This window comes from Aquitalea denitrificans (assembly GCF_009856625.1).
Lineage (GTDB): Bacteria > Pseudomonadota > Gammaproteobacteria > Burkholderiales > Chromobacteriaceae > Aquitalea > Aquitalea denitrificans.
The window spans coordinates 1,173,701-1,190,144 of record NZ_CP047241.1 but is presented as its reverse complement, the minus strand read 5'-3'; the positions used below and the strand labels follow the sequence as shown (position 1 = coordinate 1,190,144).

Here is a 16,444-nt window from a genome sequence, read left to right as displayed (position 1 = left end):
TCATGTCAGACAACCTTTCGCTCAAGGACGCGCTGTACCCGATTGCCAGCCCGGCCGGGGCCTACTATGCCGTGTCCAGCCCGGAACAGGATGCCGCCCGCGTGCTGCTGACCCAGATTCTGCGGCTGGGCCATTCCGTTCCGCTGACCGAGTCCCTGCTGACCGAGTGGAGCAACAATGACCTGGACAAGGGACTGGAGACCCTATACCGGCTGCAGCGACTGGACTTTGTCCACGGCACCGAAGAGCCGCGCCCTTCGCTGGCAGTCAATCTGGAAAGCCAGCTGCCATCGCTGCTGGCCGCGCTGTCGGACAACGGTCGGGCCCTGCTGGCCGACGACAACGGTCTGTATTACGCCACGGCGGGCTTTCATCACGAATCCGCCGAGGAAATCGCCGCCCTGGCCGGCGACATCATGTCGCTGAACCGTCGCCACGCCCTGCTGCTGAAGAACAACCTCAACATCAGCAGCCTGGCCTGGTCGGTCAGCAATCCTGCCGGACAGAGTGAGCTGGGATTTTTCCCCCTGCATGTCGGGCAGCAGTCTTTCGTGCTGGTGATCGGCGGCATCCCGCGCCTGCAGGACGAACACTTCGTGACGCTGATCGAATTGCTCAGCCGTCGTTACGCTTGAATAAACAGCAGACCCGATACGGGCCACAGAATACCCACTGGAGAAAACCATGCGTGAACAGATGCTCAAGTCCATCCTGAGTGACCTTAACGGTGCCTCGGCCGATATCGAAGCCTCGGCCATCATCTCATCCGACGGCCTGACCATGGCCGCCCTGCTGCCGCAGGATGTAGATGAAGACCGGGTTGGTGCCATGGCTGCCGCCATGCTGTCGCTGGGTGAACGCACCGCCAAGGAGCTGACGCGAGGCGAGCTGGAACAGGTGATGGTAAAGGGCGATAACGGTTACATCCTGATGAGCTATGCCGGCAAGGATGCCGTACTCACCGTGATTGCCCGGCGTGAAGCCAAGCTGGGCCTGATTTTCCTGGATGCCAAGCGCGCCGCGCGCAATATTGCCGAAATCCTCTGACCATCACGGCCCGGCCTCGGGCCATGACCAGCCGGCAGCGATGGGCCTCACGCCCCGTGGCTGCCGGCATTGTCTCTGCCACTGCCCGCCCGCCTTGTGCCTGCACCATTGTCAGGCCGCTTGCGCACCACGCCTTGCCGCCTTGTTTCATTGCGGTGCAGCACCGTCTTCACCCGACATGGTAATTCCCCCTTCCGACCCTGACAGTGCCTGCATCCGGTGCATAAGGGCTCCGACACTGCACCACAGCCTGCCGTATTGCCGGCCACAACGGCTACTCTTTGCCGGGCATGCTTATTGCGTAATGCATTGCACAAGCCATCAAGGGGGAATGCGCGATGCACCGGATCACACCGCTAGACCACACCCACTACGACGAAATGCTGGCACCGGATCAGGACACCCGTCCGTCCTACCAGCACTTCGCCAACTGGCTTAACCAGGCGCCGCTGGCCTGGCTGCGCGACAAGCAGAGCGAGGCCGACACCCTGTTTCGCCGCGTCGGCATCACCTTTGCCGTGTACGGCGACGAGAGCGGCTCCGAACGGCTGATCCCGTTCGATACCATTCCACGCATCATCTCCGCCAGTGAGTGGAAAACGCTGGAAGCAGGCTGCATCCAGCGCGTCACGGCACTCAACCGCTTTCTGCACGACATCTACCACGAGCAGGACATCCTCAAGGCCGGCATCATCCCGCCGGAGCAGATTCTCACCAATGCCGGCTACCAGTTGGCCATGCAGGGCATAGATCTGCCACGCCAGGTGTACGCCCATATCGCCGGGGTGGACATCATCCGCCACAGCGACGGCGGCTTTTACGTGCTGGAAGACAATCTGCGCACCCCGTCCGGGGTGAGCTACATGCTGGAAAACCGCAAGATGATGATGCGGCTGTTTCCCGAGCTGTTTGCCAACCACGACATCACGCCGGTGGAACACTACCCCAATATGCTGCTGGACACCCTGCGCTCGGTGGCACCGGCCGAGGTGGATAATCCCACCGTGGTGGTGCTCACCCCCGGCCAGTACAACAGCGCCTATTTCGAGCACGCCTTTCTGGCCAGCCAGATGGGAGTGGAGCTGGTGGAAGGGCAGGACCTGTTCGTCAAGAACGGCCATGTCTACATGCGCACCACTTCCGGCCCGCAGCGGGTGGATGTGATCTACCGCCGGCTGGACGATGCCTATCTGGACCCGCTGGCCTTCAATGCCGGCTCCATGCTGGGCGTGCCGGGTCTGATGTCGGTGTACCGCGAAGGCCGCGTCAGCGTGTGCAATGCGGTGGGCACCGGTGTGGCGGATGACAAGTCCATCTACCCCTATGTGCCGGACATGATCCGCTTCTATCTGGGCGAGGAACCCATCCTGCACAATGTGCCCACCTGGCAGCTGCGCAAGCCGGAAGATCTGGCCTACGTGCTGGATCACCTGCCCGAGCTGGTGGTGAAGGAAGTTCACGGCGCCGGCGGCTATGGCATGCTGGTTGGCCCGGCCGCCACCCAGGCGGAAATCGAAGCCTATCGCCTGCGCATTCTGGAAGACCCGGCCAACTTCATCGCCCAGCCCACACTATCCTTGTCCACCTGCCCCACTTTTGTCGAATCCGGCATTGCGCCGCGCCATATCGACCTGCGCCCCTTTGTGCTGTCGGGCAAGAAAGTGCAGCTGGTAGCCGGCGGCCTCACCCGCGTGGCCCTGCGCGAAGGCTCGCTGGTGGTCAACTCGTCGCAAGGCGGCGGCACCAAGGACACCTGGATCCTGAAGGAGGACATCACATGCTAAGCCGAATGGCAGGGTGCCTGTACTGGATGGCACGCAATATGGAACGCGCCGAAAACACCGCGCGCTTGCTGGATGTCAGCTTGCAGATGTCGCTGCTGCATGCGTCCTCGCAGGACGACCTGCTGGTGCCGCTGGATGTCACCGGCAGCACGGCGGATTTTCTGCGCCATCACCACACCCCCACCCCGCAAGCCGTGCTGCACTATCTGGCGCTGGATGGCGACAACCCCGGCAGCATCTACAACTGCATGCGCAATGCACGGGAAAACGCCCATGTGGTGCGGGTAAAAATCACCACCGAGATGTGGGAGCAGGTGAACGGAACCTGGCTGGAAATGCGCGAATGGCAGGCTCGAGGCCTGGACACCCGCAGCGCCTCGGCCTTTCTGGAATGGGTGCGCGAGCGCTCGCACCTGTTCCGTGGCGCAGGCTACGGCACCATGTTGCGCAATGACACCTTCCACTTTTCCCGGCTGGGCACCTTCATCGAACGCGCCGACAACACCGCGCGCATCCTGAATGTGAAAACCAAGCAGATCAGTGACAACGAGCCGGAAGCAGAAAACATCCTGGACTACTACCAGTGGGCGGCGCTGCTGCGTTCGGTGTCCGGCTTCGAGGCCTATCGCGACATCTACCGCGACAGCATCACCCCGGAGCGGGTGGCCGAACTGCTGATCCTGCGCCACGACATGCCGCGCAGCCTGCGCGCCTGCTTTGGTGAAATCAACAAGGTGCTGGGCCGCATCGAAGGCCAGGCTGGCCGCGCCGCCCGCCGCCGCGCCAGCGAAATCCAGGCCAGGCTCACCTACAGCAGCATCGAGGACATCTTTGCCGACGGGCTGGAACAGACGCTGGACAGTCTGATCGGCGACATCATCCTGCTGGGCAACACCATTCACCACAGTTATCTGGAAGCTGCCTGAGCGCAGACCGGTTTTCATTTTCAGAAAGGGATAGCCATGCGACTCGCCATCAGTCATGAAACGCTGTACCGCTACGACAGCCCGGTACGCCACAGCACCCAGTACCTGCGCCTGACGCCGCAAGGCGGCAACGGCCTGCAGATTCTGGACTGGCAGCTGGAACTGCCGGTGGCCGCCCATCGCAGTACCGACAGCTACGGCAACATCCTGCATGTGCTGACGCTGGACTACCCGCACCAGGAAATCCGCATCAAGGTCAGCGGCACAGTGGAGACCGATGTCACCGCCCCGCTGAGCGACGATCTGCCGCCACTGTTTTTCCTGCGCCAGACCGAACTGACCACCCCGGACGAGGCCCTACGCCGCTTTGCCGCCGCTTACCGCCAGCCCATACCCAGCCTCACCCAGCTCCAAGCGCTGGTGGAAGGCATTCGCGAGCACATGCCCTTTTTGCCTGGCGAAACCCAAAGCCATACCCCGGCTGCCGCCGCCTTTGCCAAGGGCGCTGGCGTGTGCCAGGACCACACCCATGTCTTCCTCAGTTGCGCCCGCCAGCTGGGGATTCCGGCGCGCTATGTCAGCGGCTATGTCTACTCGCCGGCCCACGCCACCGACCATGTCTCCAGCCATGCCTGGGCCGAAGCCTGGGTAGACGGTGCCTGGCACAGCTTCGACGTGGCCAATGCCGTAGCCGCCAACGAGCATCACCTCAAGCTGGCCATCGGCATGGACTATCTGGACGCCTGCCCGGTGCGCGGCGTGCGTTTTGGTGGTGGCACCGAAAGCATGAGCGCCCAGGCGCGTGTCTGGCTGGACGGCCAGTAACAAGCCGGCTAGATTGGTTTAACTCCACTTTTCAAGTAGCTGCATCATGACTTACTGCGTCGCCATGAATCTTGCGTCCGGCATGCTGTTTGCCTCGGACTCCCGCACCAATGCCGGGGTGGACCACGTGTCCACCTTTCGCAAGATGCAATTTTTCCAGCAGCCGGACGAGCGGCTGCTGGTGATGCTGTCCGCCGGCAATCTGGCCACCACCCAAAGCGTGGTCAGCCTGCTGCGCCAGCGCGCCAGCAAGCCGGGGGAGGAGCGCAGCATCCTCAACGTGCCATCGATGTACGATGCCGCCTGCCTGGTGGGCGATACCCTGCGTGAAATTGTCGAGCGCGACGGCCCCACCCTCAGCCAGTCCAAGATCGAAGTCGGCTGTTCCTTCCTGCTGGGCGGGCAAATCCGGGGAGAGGCACCACGGCTGTTCAATATCTATCCGCAGGGCAATTTCATCGAAGCCACCCAGGACACACCATATTTCCAGATCGGCGAAGCCAAGTACGGCAAGCCCATCATCGACCGGGTGGTCAGCTACCACACTCCGGTGGAAGACGCCGCCAAATGCGCGCTGATCAGCTTTGACTCCACCATGAAGAGCAATCTGTCAGTCGGCCTGCCCATCGACATGCTGGTTTATGACAAGGACGACTTCGGCCCCGGCATTCACCAGCACATTACCGAACACGACCCCTACTTCCAGCAACTGCACACCGGCTGGGGCCAAGCCTTGCGCGAAGCCTTTGCCGCCCTGCCGCCCATGCGCTGGAAGGAATAAGACCACAACGTGATTGGTCAGCCAGGGGGCTGATCGGTAATAATGCGGCATTACCACTGAAAGACCACTGTTGATGAAACACGCTCCGCTGACTGAGGCCGACTACCAGCGCCTGTCTGCCACCCTGCAACGCTTTGAAAGCCTGCAGTGCATGAACCTGGAAAAGCTGGACGGTTTCTTCACCGCCCTGCTGTGCGGCCCGGAAGCCATCAGGCCCACCGAATGTCTGCCACTGATCCTGGGCGAGGCCTTTGACGACGAGCAGGCCTTTCGCAGCGAAAAGGATCTGGAGAAATTTGTCTCGCTGCTGATGGGCCACTGGCTGGACATCACGCACACCCTGCAACAGGGCGCAGAATTCCAACCCTGGCTGGATGTCGATGAACAAGGCGTGGTGCACGGCAATGACTGGGCCGAAGGCTTTGTCGAAGGCATGCAGCTGCTACAGGACGACTGGAATCTGCTGTTTGACGATGCCGAGCATGCCGGCGCGCTGGAAGCCATCATGGCGCTGGCGTTCGAACGCCATCCCGACCCGGAAATGCGCCCCTACATCGACAGCAGTGATACCACCCAGCGCGAACAATGGCTGGCCGCCATCTCCCCTGCCGTGCAGGAAATCCACCAGTTCTTTGCCAGCATTCGTGCCGCCATGGAAGCCGAGCTGGAGCAAGATGCGCTCGATCCCAAGCACTGAAAGCTGCTGACAACATACCTGCCGTGGCCTGGTGCCTGCTTGCCCTACGGTGGATAGTGTCGGCATCGGCGCACCGAATCCTGGGTGCCCTGCCAGGTTTTGTTAGCGAAACCCAGCCCCGCAGCCATCCATGACACGTCATCAAAACGACATCCTTGCATGATAAAACTGTGCGTTTTCATTTTTTGCGCACACCGCCCCCGTCACGATGAATCCTGTTGAAGCACTGCTGTTTGCGGTTATCCAAGGTATCAGCGAACTGTTTCCGGTCAGCAGCCTGGGACATGGCATCCTGATTCCGGACTGGCTGCACTGGTCGCTCAATCGCAGCAACCCGGACTTTCTGCCCTTCATGGTCATGCTGCATCTGGGGACTGCCCTGGCCCTGCTACTGTTTTTCTATCGCGACTGGTTGCAGTTGATTGCCGGCTTCATCCGCGCCAAAGGCGGCAGCAGCAACCCGGAAGCACGGCTGATGTGGCGACTGCTAGCCGGTACCATCCCTGCTGGCCTGCTGGGGCTGCTGCTGGAAAAACAACTGCGCGTACTGTTTGGCAGCGCCACTGCCGTACTGGTTTTTCTCAGCATCAATGGCCTGCTGCTGTTGTGGGGTGAGCGTCTGGGTCAGCGTCGGGCACACAAGAGCCTGGATGAGTTGAGCATTACAGGCGCTATCAAGATCGGCAGCGGTCAGGCACTGGCGCTGTTGCCGGGCATTTCCCGCTCTGGCGTGACCTTGCTCAGCGGACTGGCGCATGGCCTGGATCATGCCTCTGCCGCCCGCTTTTCCTTCTTGCTGGCAACCCCCATCATCCTGGCGGCCGGGATACTGGAAATCCCCAAGCTGGCCCATGCCGGCCATGCCCAACCCTGGGGTCTGCTACTTGCCTGCGGTGCCGTTGCCGGCCTGTGTGCCTACGCGAGCACCTGGTTTCTCATGCGTTATTTCAAGAAAACCGAAATCGAATCGCTGCGCCCCTTTGGCTGGTATTGCCTGCTGCTTGGCCTGGGTGGACTGGTTTACCGCCTGGTTTGACACGCCGTGAACTTGACTCCGCCTGACGCTGCGGTCAGGCATGTATGCCACGGATCAAGACATTACAGGTATAAAGAAGCATTGACTGTTTGTCGCTACCGGAGGCTTACATTAGAATAGCCAACAGAACTGGGCCGCCATTTGCGGCCCGTATCTGTTATATAGAGACGCATGAGAAATCTGGACGACAAAAAGCCCGATCAACGCCTGCCGGCTGATCTGGCAAGACGTGCCACCGCCATTATCGAATTGCCGGATGGTGTGCTGGTCACCGCAGCACGTGGCAGTCGCTACAACCTGCCTGGCGGCAAGGCCAACCGGGGCGAATTGCGCTCCCAGGCCCTGATCCGCGAAATTCGGGAAGAAACCGGGCTGCGCATCAACTCCATGCTCTACCTGTTCGACCACATCACCCCCCACAATGCCCACAAGGTATACCTGTGCATTGCGCAGGGCCAGGCAAAGCCACAAGGTGAAATCGAGCGTATTGCCCTGGTTTCCTCGCCGGAAACCGATCTCGACCTGTTTGTGGAAAGCCGCGCCATCCTGCGGCGCTACGCCCGCTTGCGTAATGAGGAAACGGCCAAGGGGCAGGCCTTGCGTGCCATTCTGGGGCTGGCCCGTTACATCGCCAAGGTAGACTGAACCATCATGGCCAGTACTCCCTGGCTGCTGCTGGACGAGTTTGGTTTCTACCAGCGGCTGGCCGCCCTGCCCGGCAATACCCTGGTCCTGTTCGGCCAACCCGGTTGCTCAGCCTGTCGCGCATGGCGGCAACTGCTGCAGGATTGGCAGCCCGACGGCCTGCAGCAACTGGCCTATGTTGATGTACAGCAAAGCATGGCACTGGCCCATGCCTTCGAAATCTTTCATCTCCCTACCCTGTTGCTGTTTGTCGACGGCCACTATCACGGCCAATTGCGCAGTGCCATGCAACGCCAGAGCGTGCAACAGGCCCTGTGCACGCTGCTGGCCAGCCCAGCGGAGGAAGAGCCCTGAGCAGGACGCTTGCCGCAACAGAAAAGGGCTGCCCGCAGGCAGCCCTTTTCTGTGACAACGACAACACAGTTACTTACAAATCACTATTGCCCTTGCTCACAGCCGGGGTATCGCTGGCAGGTGCCGTCGCCTCACTGACCGGACCCAACATGTCTTGCGGAATGGTCACCCAACCCATGCTGCCCGCCAATTGCAAGTTCATGGCCAGTGTCAGCATGGCAACCGGGGCAAACAGCATCACCCCCAGTAGCACCCGCACGCGGCCCACACCGGAGACAAGAGCCAGCCCGTTGACCATCAGGGCAATGGTCAGCAAGGACAGGGCCAGATCCGCCCCCAGCGCGACGTCATCCGGCAGCCAACTGGTCAGCGGCTCGACAAACTGCAGGCTGTTGCACAGCACGATCAGGCCAAACAGCGAACCGGACGGCTGCCACTTGGCCAGCCGCAGCCATACCGTCATGAACTGGGTGAACAACAAGGTTTCCAGCCAGGTAAACAGCAGCATGAACAGCATGCGGCCAGCGATATTGCCACCCAGCTCGCCGGTGCCGCCACTGGCGACAAGTCCAAGCACGGTAAGCAGCAGTGCGGGTACCCAGCGTGGATACTGATACTGCTCCAGTGGCCCCACCCGGAAACGCAGCAGGCCCAGCAAGTCATCAATCAGACGGTGCATGGTGCCGGCTCAGTCAAAGACAACGGTCTTGTTGCTGTAAGACAGGATGCGGTCGTCCAGATGCCAGCGCACGGCACGGGACAGCACCACTTTTTCCAGATCGCGGCCTTTCTGGATCAGGTCTTCCACATCGTCGCGATGCGAAATGCGGGTGACCTCCTGCTCGATGATCGGACCTTCGTCCAGATCCTCGGTCACGTAATGGCTGGTGGCACCGATCAGCTTCACGCCACGGGCAAAGGCACGGTGATACGGCTTGGCCCCATCGAATGCCGGCAGGAAGCTGTGGTGGATGTTGATGACGCGATCCGGATAACGCTTGACGAACTCACCGGACAATACCTGCATATAACGCGCCAGCACGATGAAATCGACACCGGCTTCTTCCAGCAGGCGGAACTGCTCGGCCTCGGCGTTCTCCTTGTTGTCGCGGGTAACCGGCAGCACATGGAAAGGAATGCCGTTGAATTCCACCAGCCGGCGGCAATCTTCGTGATTGGAAATCACCAGCGGAATATCACAGTTAAGCTCGCCAATGCGCCAGCGGTGCAGCAAATCCACCAGGCAGTGTTCGTACTTGGACACAAAAATGGCCATGCGCGGCTTGCGGCTGGACAGGGAGACCTTCCAGTTCATATTGTGCTCGGAGGCAATCGGCTGAAAAGCGGCGGCAAACGCGTCCATCGGCAGGGTAAAGCCGGCCAGATCCCACTGGATGCGCATCAGGAACAGGTTTTCACTGCCGTCCTGATGCTGGTCAGCGTGCATGATGTTGGCGTTGTAGGTCATCAGGAAATTGGCCAGGGCCGCTACCAGGCCCTTCTTGTCCGGTGCACTGATCAACAGCGTGGCCGACTGGGGGGAATTGCTCATTATTACAGTCTCTTTGTCTTTACATGATCAACGGCAGCCTTGCGGCTGTCACTTGCCAATTCTGTTCTGCCCGTACCCACACTGCCAATGACAAACGCCACACGCGACAGGGGCAAGCCCCTGCAGCCTGTGGCGCTGTATGCCGGTGAACGGGATCAGGCGTTCAGATTGGCCGAATCCAGCGTATTCTGCAACAGCGTTGCCACGGTCATCGGACCGACACCACCCGGAACCGGGGTGATGAAACTGGCGCGCTCGGCAGCAGCGGCAAACTCCACATCGCCGGCCAGCTTGCCGGTATCCAGACGATTGATGCCCACATCAATCACCACCGCACCGGGCTTGATCCACTCGCCCTTGATAAAGCCGGGAATTCCCACCGCAGCCACCACGATGTCGGCCTCGCCCACTTCGCGCGCCAGATCCTGCGTAGCACTGTGGCACACGGTAACGGTGGCACGCGCCAGCAGCATTTCCAGCGCCTGCGGACGACCCACGATATTGGAAGCACCCACGATCACGGCTTTCTTGCCCTTGGGGTCGATGCCGTATTCTTCCAGCAGGGTCATCACACCGCGCGGCGTGCACGGACGCAGCAGCGGCATCTTGATGGCCAGACGACCCATATTGTAGGGATGGAAGCCATCGACGTCCTTTTTGGGATCGATACGCTCGATCACGGCTTGCGGGTCGATCTGCTTGGGCAGCGGCAGCTGAACCAGGATGCCGTCCACGGTGGCATCGGCATTCAGGGTATCGATGATATCCAGCAATTCCTGCTGGCTGGTTTCAGCCGGCAGATCGTAGGCAACCGAACGGATGCCCGCCTTTTCGCAAGAGCGCTTCTTGCTGCCTACATAAACGCTGGAGGCCGGATCGTTACCGACCAGGATGACCGCCAACGCCGGTGCGCGCTTGCCTGCAGCCACACGCTGCTTTACACCTTCGCCTACCTTGGCGATGAGTTGTTCTGCTACTGCCTTACCATCAATGAGTTGCGCCGCCATGCCTGATTCCGTATGGAACTTGAAAAGAGGCGGCAATTTTCTCATTTTTTGGCTTTTTACGAAACCACAAAAATACATTAGGAATAATTTCACGTAAAGAAAAATTAGCAAAATAAGCATCTATATATCATGCAGTTAGTCATGCCAGTGTTACAGCCGAATGTCGGCTCCACCATAGCCGGCCCGACAGCACCCCGAAAAAAGATTGCAACATGGTGTTGACAGAAAACAGGCCTGTCCGTATACTTGCGTTCTCTGTCGTCGGGGCGTAGCGCAGCCTGGTAGCGCACCTGATTTGGGATCAGGGGGTCGCGAGTTCGAATCCCGCCGCCCCGACCAGAAAAAGCCCGATACGTGTGTGCCCGTAGCTCAACTGGATAGAGCACCGGCCTTCTAAGCCGGGGGTTACAGGTTCGATTCCTGTCGGGCGCGCCAGTGCTCAAGCAGTACTGGCAACAGTTGTAGTAGAATGCAGCACCCTGTGGTGGATGTAGCTCAGTTGGTAGAGTCCAGGATTGTGATTCCTGTTGTCGTGGGTTCGAGCCCCATCATCCACCCCACCCTCTTTCAGACGGTCAGCTCATGGCTGACAGGTCAACCCGCTTCGGCGGTGGATGTAGCTCAGTTGGTAGAGTCCAGGATTGTGATTCCTGTTGTCGTGGGTTCGAGCCCCATCATCCACCCCAGTCTTGCAAGAAAAACCCGGCTTCGACCGGGTTTTTCTTTTCCAATGGCAAAATCTTTCACTTTTGCGACAAAAACCTTCGCAATGCCCTCTTGTCTGACAATGGAAGCACCGTATAATCGAATACATTTGCATTTATCCGATTGACTGACAGACCCTAAAAACCATGACTACCCTGCAGCCGATCAAGCGCCAGACGCTGACCAGTGCCGTAACCGAATCGCTTCGCCAGCGACTGCTTTCCGGAGAATTCGTCGACGGACAGCAATTGCGCCAAGAAGCGCTATCCAATGAATACGGTGTCAGCCGCGTGCCGGTACGCGAAGCCCTGCGCCAGCTGGAGGCCGAAGGGCTGATCCAGATCATCGACCACAAGGGTGCCGTGGTTTCCAAGCTGTCGCTGGAAGACGTGCTGGAACTGCTGGAAATCCGCGCCATGCTGGAAGGATCGGTGCTCAAGGCATCGATTCCCTGTCAGACCCCGGCCGACATTGCCCTGGCCGAGCAGACCCTGCATGAATTCGAAGTAGCCCTGCAAAAGAACGACGTGCGCCACTGGGGTGAGCTGAACTCGCGCTTTCACCTGGCCTTGTACCGCGCAGCCAAGCGCCCCAACACGCTGGCGCTGATCGAACAGCTGCACAACAAGACCGACCGCTACACCCGCATGCAGATCCTGTTTACCCGCACCATGGAGCGCGCCCACGAGGAGCACACCCGGCTGCTGGAACTGTGCAAGCAAGGCGCAGCCGAGGAAGCCGCAGAGTTCATCCGCTTCCACATCCTGTCTGCCGGCCACGCACTGGAGCACTACCTGCAGGGGCAGCAGGGCCACTAAGTCCGGCCACACACCACACCCGCCACGACCAGCCCAGCGCTGGTCGTTTTGCTTATGGCACGGGCTAAACCCCTTGGTACGGCTGGTAGCTGCTGCGCCAGTGCTCTGCCTCTGCCCGCAGGCAATCAGCCAGTTGCAGGGTAGCCGGTCCGGCAACCGGCGGATCCGCCAGAATCAGATATAGCGCCGCCTTGCGCAAACCACCATGAGCCAACGGCAATGGCTGCAACCGCCCGGCGGCCACGCCGGCGGCAATGCGGTGCCAGGCCAGCCAGCCAAAAGCAAAGCCCTGCTCCACCGCGGCAATGGCCGTATCCGGCTGCGATACAGTCCAGCGCTGCCACGCCCCCAGCCAGCCCTCATCGCGCGGCTGTCGCTGACCCGAATCACGCAGCACCACCTGCACATGCTGCTGCAAATCCTCCATCTCCAGCTGCCGGCCCAAGCCATGCAGGGGATGATGTGGCGCGGCACAGGCAACAAACTCCGCCTCCAGCAACCAGTCACCCAGAAATCCCTGTGGCACCCGTCCCGCCACCGCCAGCTCCACCTGCTGACCATGTAGAGCATCGTCAGCCCCGGACATCACCACCTCATGCATCTGCAGACGGGTGCTGGGGCAATGGCTGGCAAACTGCCCCAGCGCAGGCAACAGCGCCGGCGTAGGAAACAAGCTGTCCACAGCCAGCCGCACTTCAGCCTCCCAGCCCTGCTGCAAGGAACGCGCCTTTTCCTCCAGCCGCAGCGAAGCTGCCAGCACATTCTGTGCATCCCGCAGCAATACCTCTCCCGCCGGCGTCAGCTGCATGCGCCGCCCTTGCGGTCGCAACAGCTCTACCCCGAGCTGCTCTTGCAGCCTGGCTACTGCATAGCTGACCGATGACTGGCTGCGATGCAGTACGGCGGCCGCTTGGGCAAAGCCACCCTCCCTGACAATGCACTGCAAAACCTGCCATTGCTCCCAGGTGGTTCTGGCCTGTTTCATTTATCTAATTTTCCGATTGATTACTACTAATTTTTGCGCTTTTTTATTCAAATTTCCACTGCAATAATGCAAACCATGTTCAACGGCCAGGGCACCCAGCACTGCCGGCCCAAGCAAGGAGATGCACGATGAGCAAACACACCATCAGCCGCGAAGTAGAACGTCTTGTCAATGGCATGGAGGTATCAGACGGTGCTGGCGTACGCCTGCTACGGGTACTCACGCATGATCTGCAACGCCGGCTCGACCCTTTCCTGATGCTGGACGAATTCCGTTCCGATAATCCGGACGACTATATTGCCGGCTTCCCGGACCACCCGCACCGCGGCTTCGAAACTGTCACCTACATGCTGGATGGCCGCATGCGCCACCGCGACAGCACCGGCCAGGAAGGCTTGCTTGGCCCGGGCGGCGTGCAGTGGATGACCGCAGGCCGTGGCCTGGTGCATTCGGAGCTGCCAGAACAGCAGGATGGCCTGATGCATGGCTTCCAGCTGTGGGTGAACCTGCCAGCCAAGAACAAGATGATTGCACCGTGGTATCGCGATATCCCGACTGGCGAAATCCCGGAACAGCAAACGGCCAGCGGCAGCCTGCTACGGTTGATTGCCGGCTGCGTGGATAGCCAGCCCGCTGCCATCCAGCGTCTGGATACCGAGCCACTGTATCTGGACGTGCATCTAGCTGCCGGACAGGAGGAGTTCATCGCCATCCCGGCAGGCCATAATGCATTCATCTATGTTTATCAGGGTGAGCTGGAAGCGGGCAGTCACGGACAAGCGGTCAAGCAGCGCCAGATGGCCATTCTGGCCAATGATGCTGCAGCCGGTGGCATCCGCGTGACAAGTGACGCACCAGCGCGCTTCCTGCTGGTGGCCGGCAAACCTTTGAACGAGCCGATTGCCCAGTGGGGGCCGTTCGTGATGAATACCCGTGCCGAACTGGAAGCTGCGGCTGACGATTTCCGCAACGGACGTTTCTGAACCAACACGCAGGCAGCGGCTGTCACCCTCAAGGTGGCAGCCCTGTCGGCAGGAGCCCATCACCATGCATACATGGAGCGAACGCATCAGCGCCAAGATCAGCGATATCGGCTTTCCGGTGCGCCGCCTGCTGCCCAGTCGCAGCGCACGCCATATCGGCCCTTTCATCTTTCTGGACCACATGGGGCCGGCACACTTCAACCTGACCGAGCGTGACAATGACGTCCGTCCGCACCCGCATATCGGACTGGCCACCCTCACCTATCTGTTCAGTGGCGCACTGATGCACCGCGACAGTCTGGGCAGCGTGCAGCGCATTGAGCCGGGCGCGGCCAACCTGATGCTTGCCGGGCGCGGCATCGTGCACTCGGAACGCATCCCGGATGACATTCGCAGCAATGGTATGGCAGTAGAAGGCTTGCAACTGTGGCTGGCACTGCCGGTAGAGCTGGAAGAATGCGCACCTGCCTTCATGCACTATGGCAGCAATGAGCTGCCGACCTGGCAACAGGATGGTAGCCGGATACAGCTGGTACTGGGCAGTGCCTGGGGGCGCAACTCCCCGGTTGTCTTTCCTGGTGAAGCCTTGTATGCCGTCGTTGAGATGGCTGCCGGTACCACGCTGGAAATACCGACAGGCTTTGCTGAGCGTGGCATTTATCTGGCCAGCGGCAGCCTCAGCCTGGGCGGAGAACACCTGGTCAGCGGAGAACTGGGCCTGTTGCCGGACACGGCCACACCGCTGCGCATTACCGCCCGCGAGCCCAGCCGCCTGGCCTTGCTGGCCGGCCCGACGCCGGATGCCCACCGCATTCTGGACTGGAACTTCGTCTCCACCCGGCTGGAGCGCATCCGCCAGGCCAGGGACGATTGGCAGCAAGGTCGTTTTCCGGCAGTCCCCGGCGAAACCGAATTCATCCCGCTACCCACGCGCGGCTGAAGCGCTTACTGATGTGACTTGTCGGCCGGGTAGGCATACACCACCCGGCCACGCTCCACCTTGCCGATTACCGGCACGTTCAGCTCCAGCGCCTCGTGGTCGTTGCGGCTGAATGGCTGTTTGTAGGTGGTGATCACCCCGGCCACCGGCTGACGCAGGTTTTCCAGCGCCCGCACAATGGCAATGCCATCCAGCGAACCGGCCTGGCGGATGGCTTCCGCCATCAGCTTCATGCCGTCATAGCCTTGTGCCGCCGAGGGCGGTGAGGGAATGCGGCGGGTGTGGAACAACCACTGGTAGCCATCCAGAAAATCACGCCGTCTGGGTGTGTCGTCTTCGGCCGGAATATAACTTTGCACCATGCGCGCACCCTCACCATTGGGGCCGGCATTATCGATGAAATTGGACATGGACAGCGTCCAGCTACCGATGATGGGAACCTTCCAGTCCATGCGCGTCATGGTGTTGGCCAGCTCGGCCAGCTCCGGGCCGATGGCATAGGTGAGAATGGCCTGGCTGCCGGCATTGCGTGCCTGCAGCAGTGCATTGGCCATGTCGCGTTCCTGCAGGTTGAAGCGCGCCACATAGCTGGGCTTCAGTCCGTTCTGCCCCAGCGCACGTTCCAGCTCCATCAGGCCCTGATAGCCGTAATTGGTGTTGTCGGCAAAAATGGCCAGCTTGCGATAGCCGGAACGCTGTACCGCCTCGCGCACAATCAAGGGCGCTTGCAGGTCGTCTGCAGCCGCCACCCGGAAAATATAATTGTCGGTGTTGCCATGCAGCGGAAACTGCCGGGTCAGGATGGCGGCGGTGGCCACCGCCAGCATCACCGGCACCCGCGCGTCCTGATAATTCTTGCTGGCCGCCAGCGCCACCCCGGTATTGACGAAGCCCACCACCGCCACCACCCGGTCCTGGGTGAGCAATTGCTGCGCCACCTTGATGCCACGCGCCGGGATGCCGCCGTCGTCACGCTCCACCAGTTCGATGGGCCGCCCCAGTACACCGCCACTCTTGTTGATCTCGGCAGTCGCCAATCGGATGCCGTTACGCATGCTCAGGCCCATCGGGGCAGAACCGCCGGTAAAAGCCCCGGGGACGCCGATGCGAATGGGTTGCGGTGCGGCCAGCACCAGGCTGCACACCAGGCCCAACCATACTCCGCCGATTATGCTGATGCTGCGCATGCTGCTTGTCTTCCTGCCTGATCCGAACCAGCCGCGAGATTACCCCCGGCAAGGGCATGGACTCAAGTAGCACGCGAATTTGCGCAAGCACAGGCCACAACTGCGGGCCAACCCTTACAGTCAGGCCAGCCGGCTTGTCGTACACTGGAGCAAATGATTCCGGCCAGTGCAT

18 protein-coding genes and 4 tRNA genes are annotated in these 16,444 nt (G+C 60.6%); 17 read left to right on the top strand and 5 right to left on the bottom strand.

Going from position 1 to position 16,444, the window contains the following annotated elements; translation table 11 throughout:
• The first annotated feature begins 2 nt into the window (after positions 1 to 2).
• The 10 genes from GSR16_RS05460 to GSR16_RS05415 all read left to right on the top strand — a co-directional run bounded on the left by GSR16_RS05460 (position 3) and on the right by GSR16_RS05415 (position 8,095).
• Entirely contained in the window at positions 3 to 635 is a 633-nt protein-coding gene (locus tag GSR16_RS05460; RefSeq protein WP_159875514.1) for a roadblock/LC7 domain-containing protein, read from the top strand.
• 49 nt (positions 636 to 684) lie between these two features.
• On the top strand, positions 685 to 1,047 hold the full coding sequence (locus GSR16_RS05455; RefSeq protein ID WP_159875513.1) for a roadblock/LC7 domain-containing protein: 363 nt from the start codon (positions 685 to 687) through the stop codon (positions 1,045 to 1,047).
• Positions 1,048 to 1,385: 338 nt separating this feature from the next.
• Complete coding sequence (locus GSR16_RS05450) at positions 1,386 to 2,831, top strand: circularly permuted type 2 ATP-grasp protein (RefSeq protein ID WP_159875512.1); 1,446 nt, start codon at positions 1,386 to 1,388, stop codon at positions 2,829 to 2,831.
• A complete protein-coding gene (locus GSR16_RS05445; protein WP_159875511.1) occupies positions 2,825 to 3,757 on the top strand; it encodes an alpha-E domain-containing protein in 933 nt (310 codons plus the stop codon). The genes GSR16_RS05450 and GSR16_RS05445 overlap by 7 nt, the downstream gene beginning before the upstream one ends.
• Before the next feature lie 36 nt (positions 3,758 to 3,793).
• Entirely contained in the window at positions 3,794 to 4,582 is a 789-nt protein-coding gene (locus GSR16_RS05440) for a transglutaminase family protein (protein ID WP_159875510.1), read from the top strand.
• A 46-nt stretch (positions 4,583 to 4,628) separates the two neighbouring features.
• The gene (locus GSR16_RS05435) at positions 4,629 to 5,363 is read left to right on the top strand and encodes a proteasome-type protease (protein ID WP_159875509.1); all 735 of its coding nucleotides are present in this window, start codon (positions 4,629 to 4,631) and stop codon (positions 5,361 to 5,363) included.
• A 73-nt stretch (positions 5,364 to 5,436) separates the two neighbouring features.
• Positions 5,437 to 6,060 carry a YecA/YgfB family protein gene (locus GSR16_RS05430; protein ID WP_159875508.1) on the top strand — a complete coding sequence of 208 codons (624 nt, stop codon included), beginning with the start codon at positions 5,437 to 5,439 and terminating at the stop codon, positions 6,058 to 6,060.
• 208 nt (positions 6,061 to 6,268) lie between these two features.
• Entirely contained in the window at positions 6,269 to 7,096 is an 828-nt protein-coding gene (locus GSR16_RS05425; protein WP_159875507.1) for an undecaprenyl-diphosphate phosphatase, read from the top strand.
• Between the two features lie 171 nt (positions 7,097 to 7,267).
• Positions 7,268 to 7,741 carry an NUDIX hydrolase gene (locus GSR16_RS05420; RefSeq protein WP_159875506.1) on the top strand — a complete coding sequence of 158 codons (474 nt, stop codon included), beginning with the start codon at positions 7,268 to 7,270 and terminating at the stop codon, positions 7,739 to 7,741.
• Positions 7,742 to 7,747: 6 nt separating this feature from the next.
• Positions 7,748 to 8,095 carry a thioredoxin family protein gene (locus GSR16_RS05415; protein WP_159875505.1) on the top strand — a complete coding sequence of 116 codons (348 nt, stop codon included), beginning with the start codon at positions 7,748 to 7,750 and terminating at the stop codon, positions 8,093 to 8,095.
• A 73-nt stretch (positions 8,096 to 8,168) separates the two neighbouring features.
• On the opposite strand, the gene GSR16_RS05410 is transcribed toward GSR16_RS05415, so the two are convergent.
• The 3 genes from GSR16_RS05410 to folD form a co-directional block, all read right to left on the bottom strand.
• Entirely contained in the window at positions 8,169 to 8,774 is a 606-nt protein-coding gene (locus GSR16_RS05410) for a hypothetical protein (RefSeq protein ID WP_205677500.1), read from the bottom strand.
• 9 nt (positions 8,775 to 8,783) lie between these two features.
• The gene (purU, locus tag GSR16_RS05405; protein WP_159875504.1) at positions 8,784 to 9,647 is read right to left on the bottom strand and encodes a formyltetrahydrofolate deformylase; all 864 of its coding nucleotides are present in this window, start codon (positions 9,645 to 9,647) and stop codon (positions 8,784 to 8,786) included.
• Between the two features lie 155 nt (positions 9,648 to 9,802).
• Positions 9,803 to 10,654: a bifunctional methylenetetrahydrofolate dehydrogenase/methenyltetrahydrofolate cyclohydrolase FolD gene (gene folD / locus GSR16_RS05400; protein ID WP_159875503.1), complete on the bottom strand. Its 852-nt coding sequence runs from the start codon at positions 10,652 to 10,654 to the stop codon at positions 9,803 to 9,805.
• A gap of 262 nt (positions 10,655 to 10,916) precedes the next feature.
• Here folD and GSR16_RS05395 point away from each other — a divergent pair.
• The 5 genes from GSR16_RS05395 (at position 10,917) to GSR16_RS05375 (ending at position 12,177) form a co-directional block, all read left to right on the top strand.
• Positions 10,917 to 10,993 (top strand) — tRNA-Pro (locus GSR16_RS05395).
• A 19-nt stretch (positions 10,994 to 11,012) separates the two neighbouring features.
• A tRNA-Arg gene (locus GSR16_RS05390) sits at positions 11,013 to 11,089 on the top strand.
• A 49-nt stretch (positions 11,090 to 11,138) separates the two neighbouring features.
• Positions 11,139 to 11,214: transfer RNA gene (locus GSR16_RS05385), tRNA-His, on the top strand.
• A 50-nt stretch (positions 11,215 to 11,264) separates the two neighbouring features.
• Positions 11,265 to 11,340 (top strand) — tRNA-His (locus GSR16_RS05380).
• A gap of 165 nt (positions 11,341 to 11,505) precedes the next feature.
• Complete coding sequence (locus tag GSR16_RS05375; protein ID WP_159875502.1) at positions 11,506 to 12,177, top strand: GntR family transcriptional regulator; 672 nt, start codon at positions 11,506 to 11,508, stop codon at positions 12,175 to 12,177.
• A gap of 64 nt (positions 12,178 to 12,241) precedes the next feature.
• On the opposite strand, the gene GSR16_RS05370 is transcribed toward GSR16_RS05375, so the two are convergent.
• Complete coding sequence (locus GSR16_RS05370) at positions 12,242 to 13,162, bottom strand: LysR family transcriptional regulator (RefSeq protein ID WP_159875501.1); 921 nt, start codon at positions 13,160 to 13,162, stop codon at positions 12,242 to 12,244.
• Between the two features lie 128 nt (positions 13,163 to 13,290).
• Here GSR16_RS05370 and GSR16_RS05365 point away from each other — a divergent pair, with 128 nt between their 5' ends.
• Positions 13,291 to 14,145 carry a pirin family protein gene (locus tag GSR16_RS05365; protein ID WP_159875500.1) on the top strand — a complete coding sequence of 285 codons (855 nt, stop codon included), beginning with the start codon at positions 13,291 to 13,293 and terminating at the stop codon, positions 14,143 to 14,145.
• A gap of 64 nt (positions 14,146 to 14,209) precedes the next feature.
• Positions 14,210 to 15,085, top strand: coding sequence for a pirin family protein (locus GSR16_RS05360; RefSeq protein WP_159875499.1), 876 nt, complete (start codon positions 14,210 to 14,212; stop codon positions 15,083 to 15,085).
• Positions 15,086 to 15,090: 5 nt separating this feature from the next.
• Here the strand turns inward: GSR16_RS05360 and GSR16_RS05355 are convergent, their stop codons facing one another.
• The gene (locus GSR16_RS05355; protein ID WP_159875498.1) at positions 15,091 to 16,272 is read right to left on the bottom strand and encodes an ABC transporter substrate-binding protein; all 1,182 of its coding nucleotides are present in this window, start codon (positions 16,270 to 16,272) and stop codon (positions 15,091 to 15,093) included.
• Positions 16,273 to 16,444: the final 172 nt, after the last annotated feature.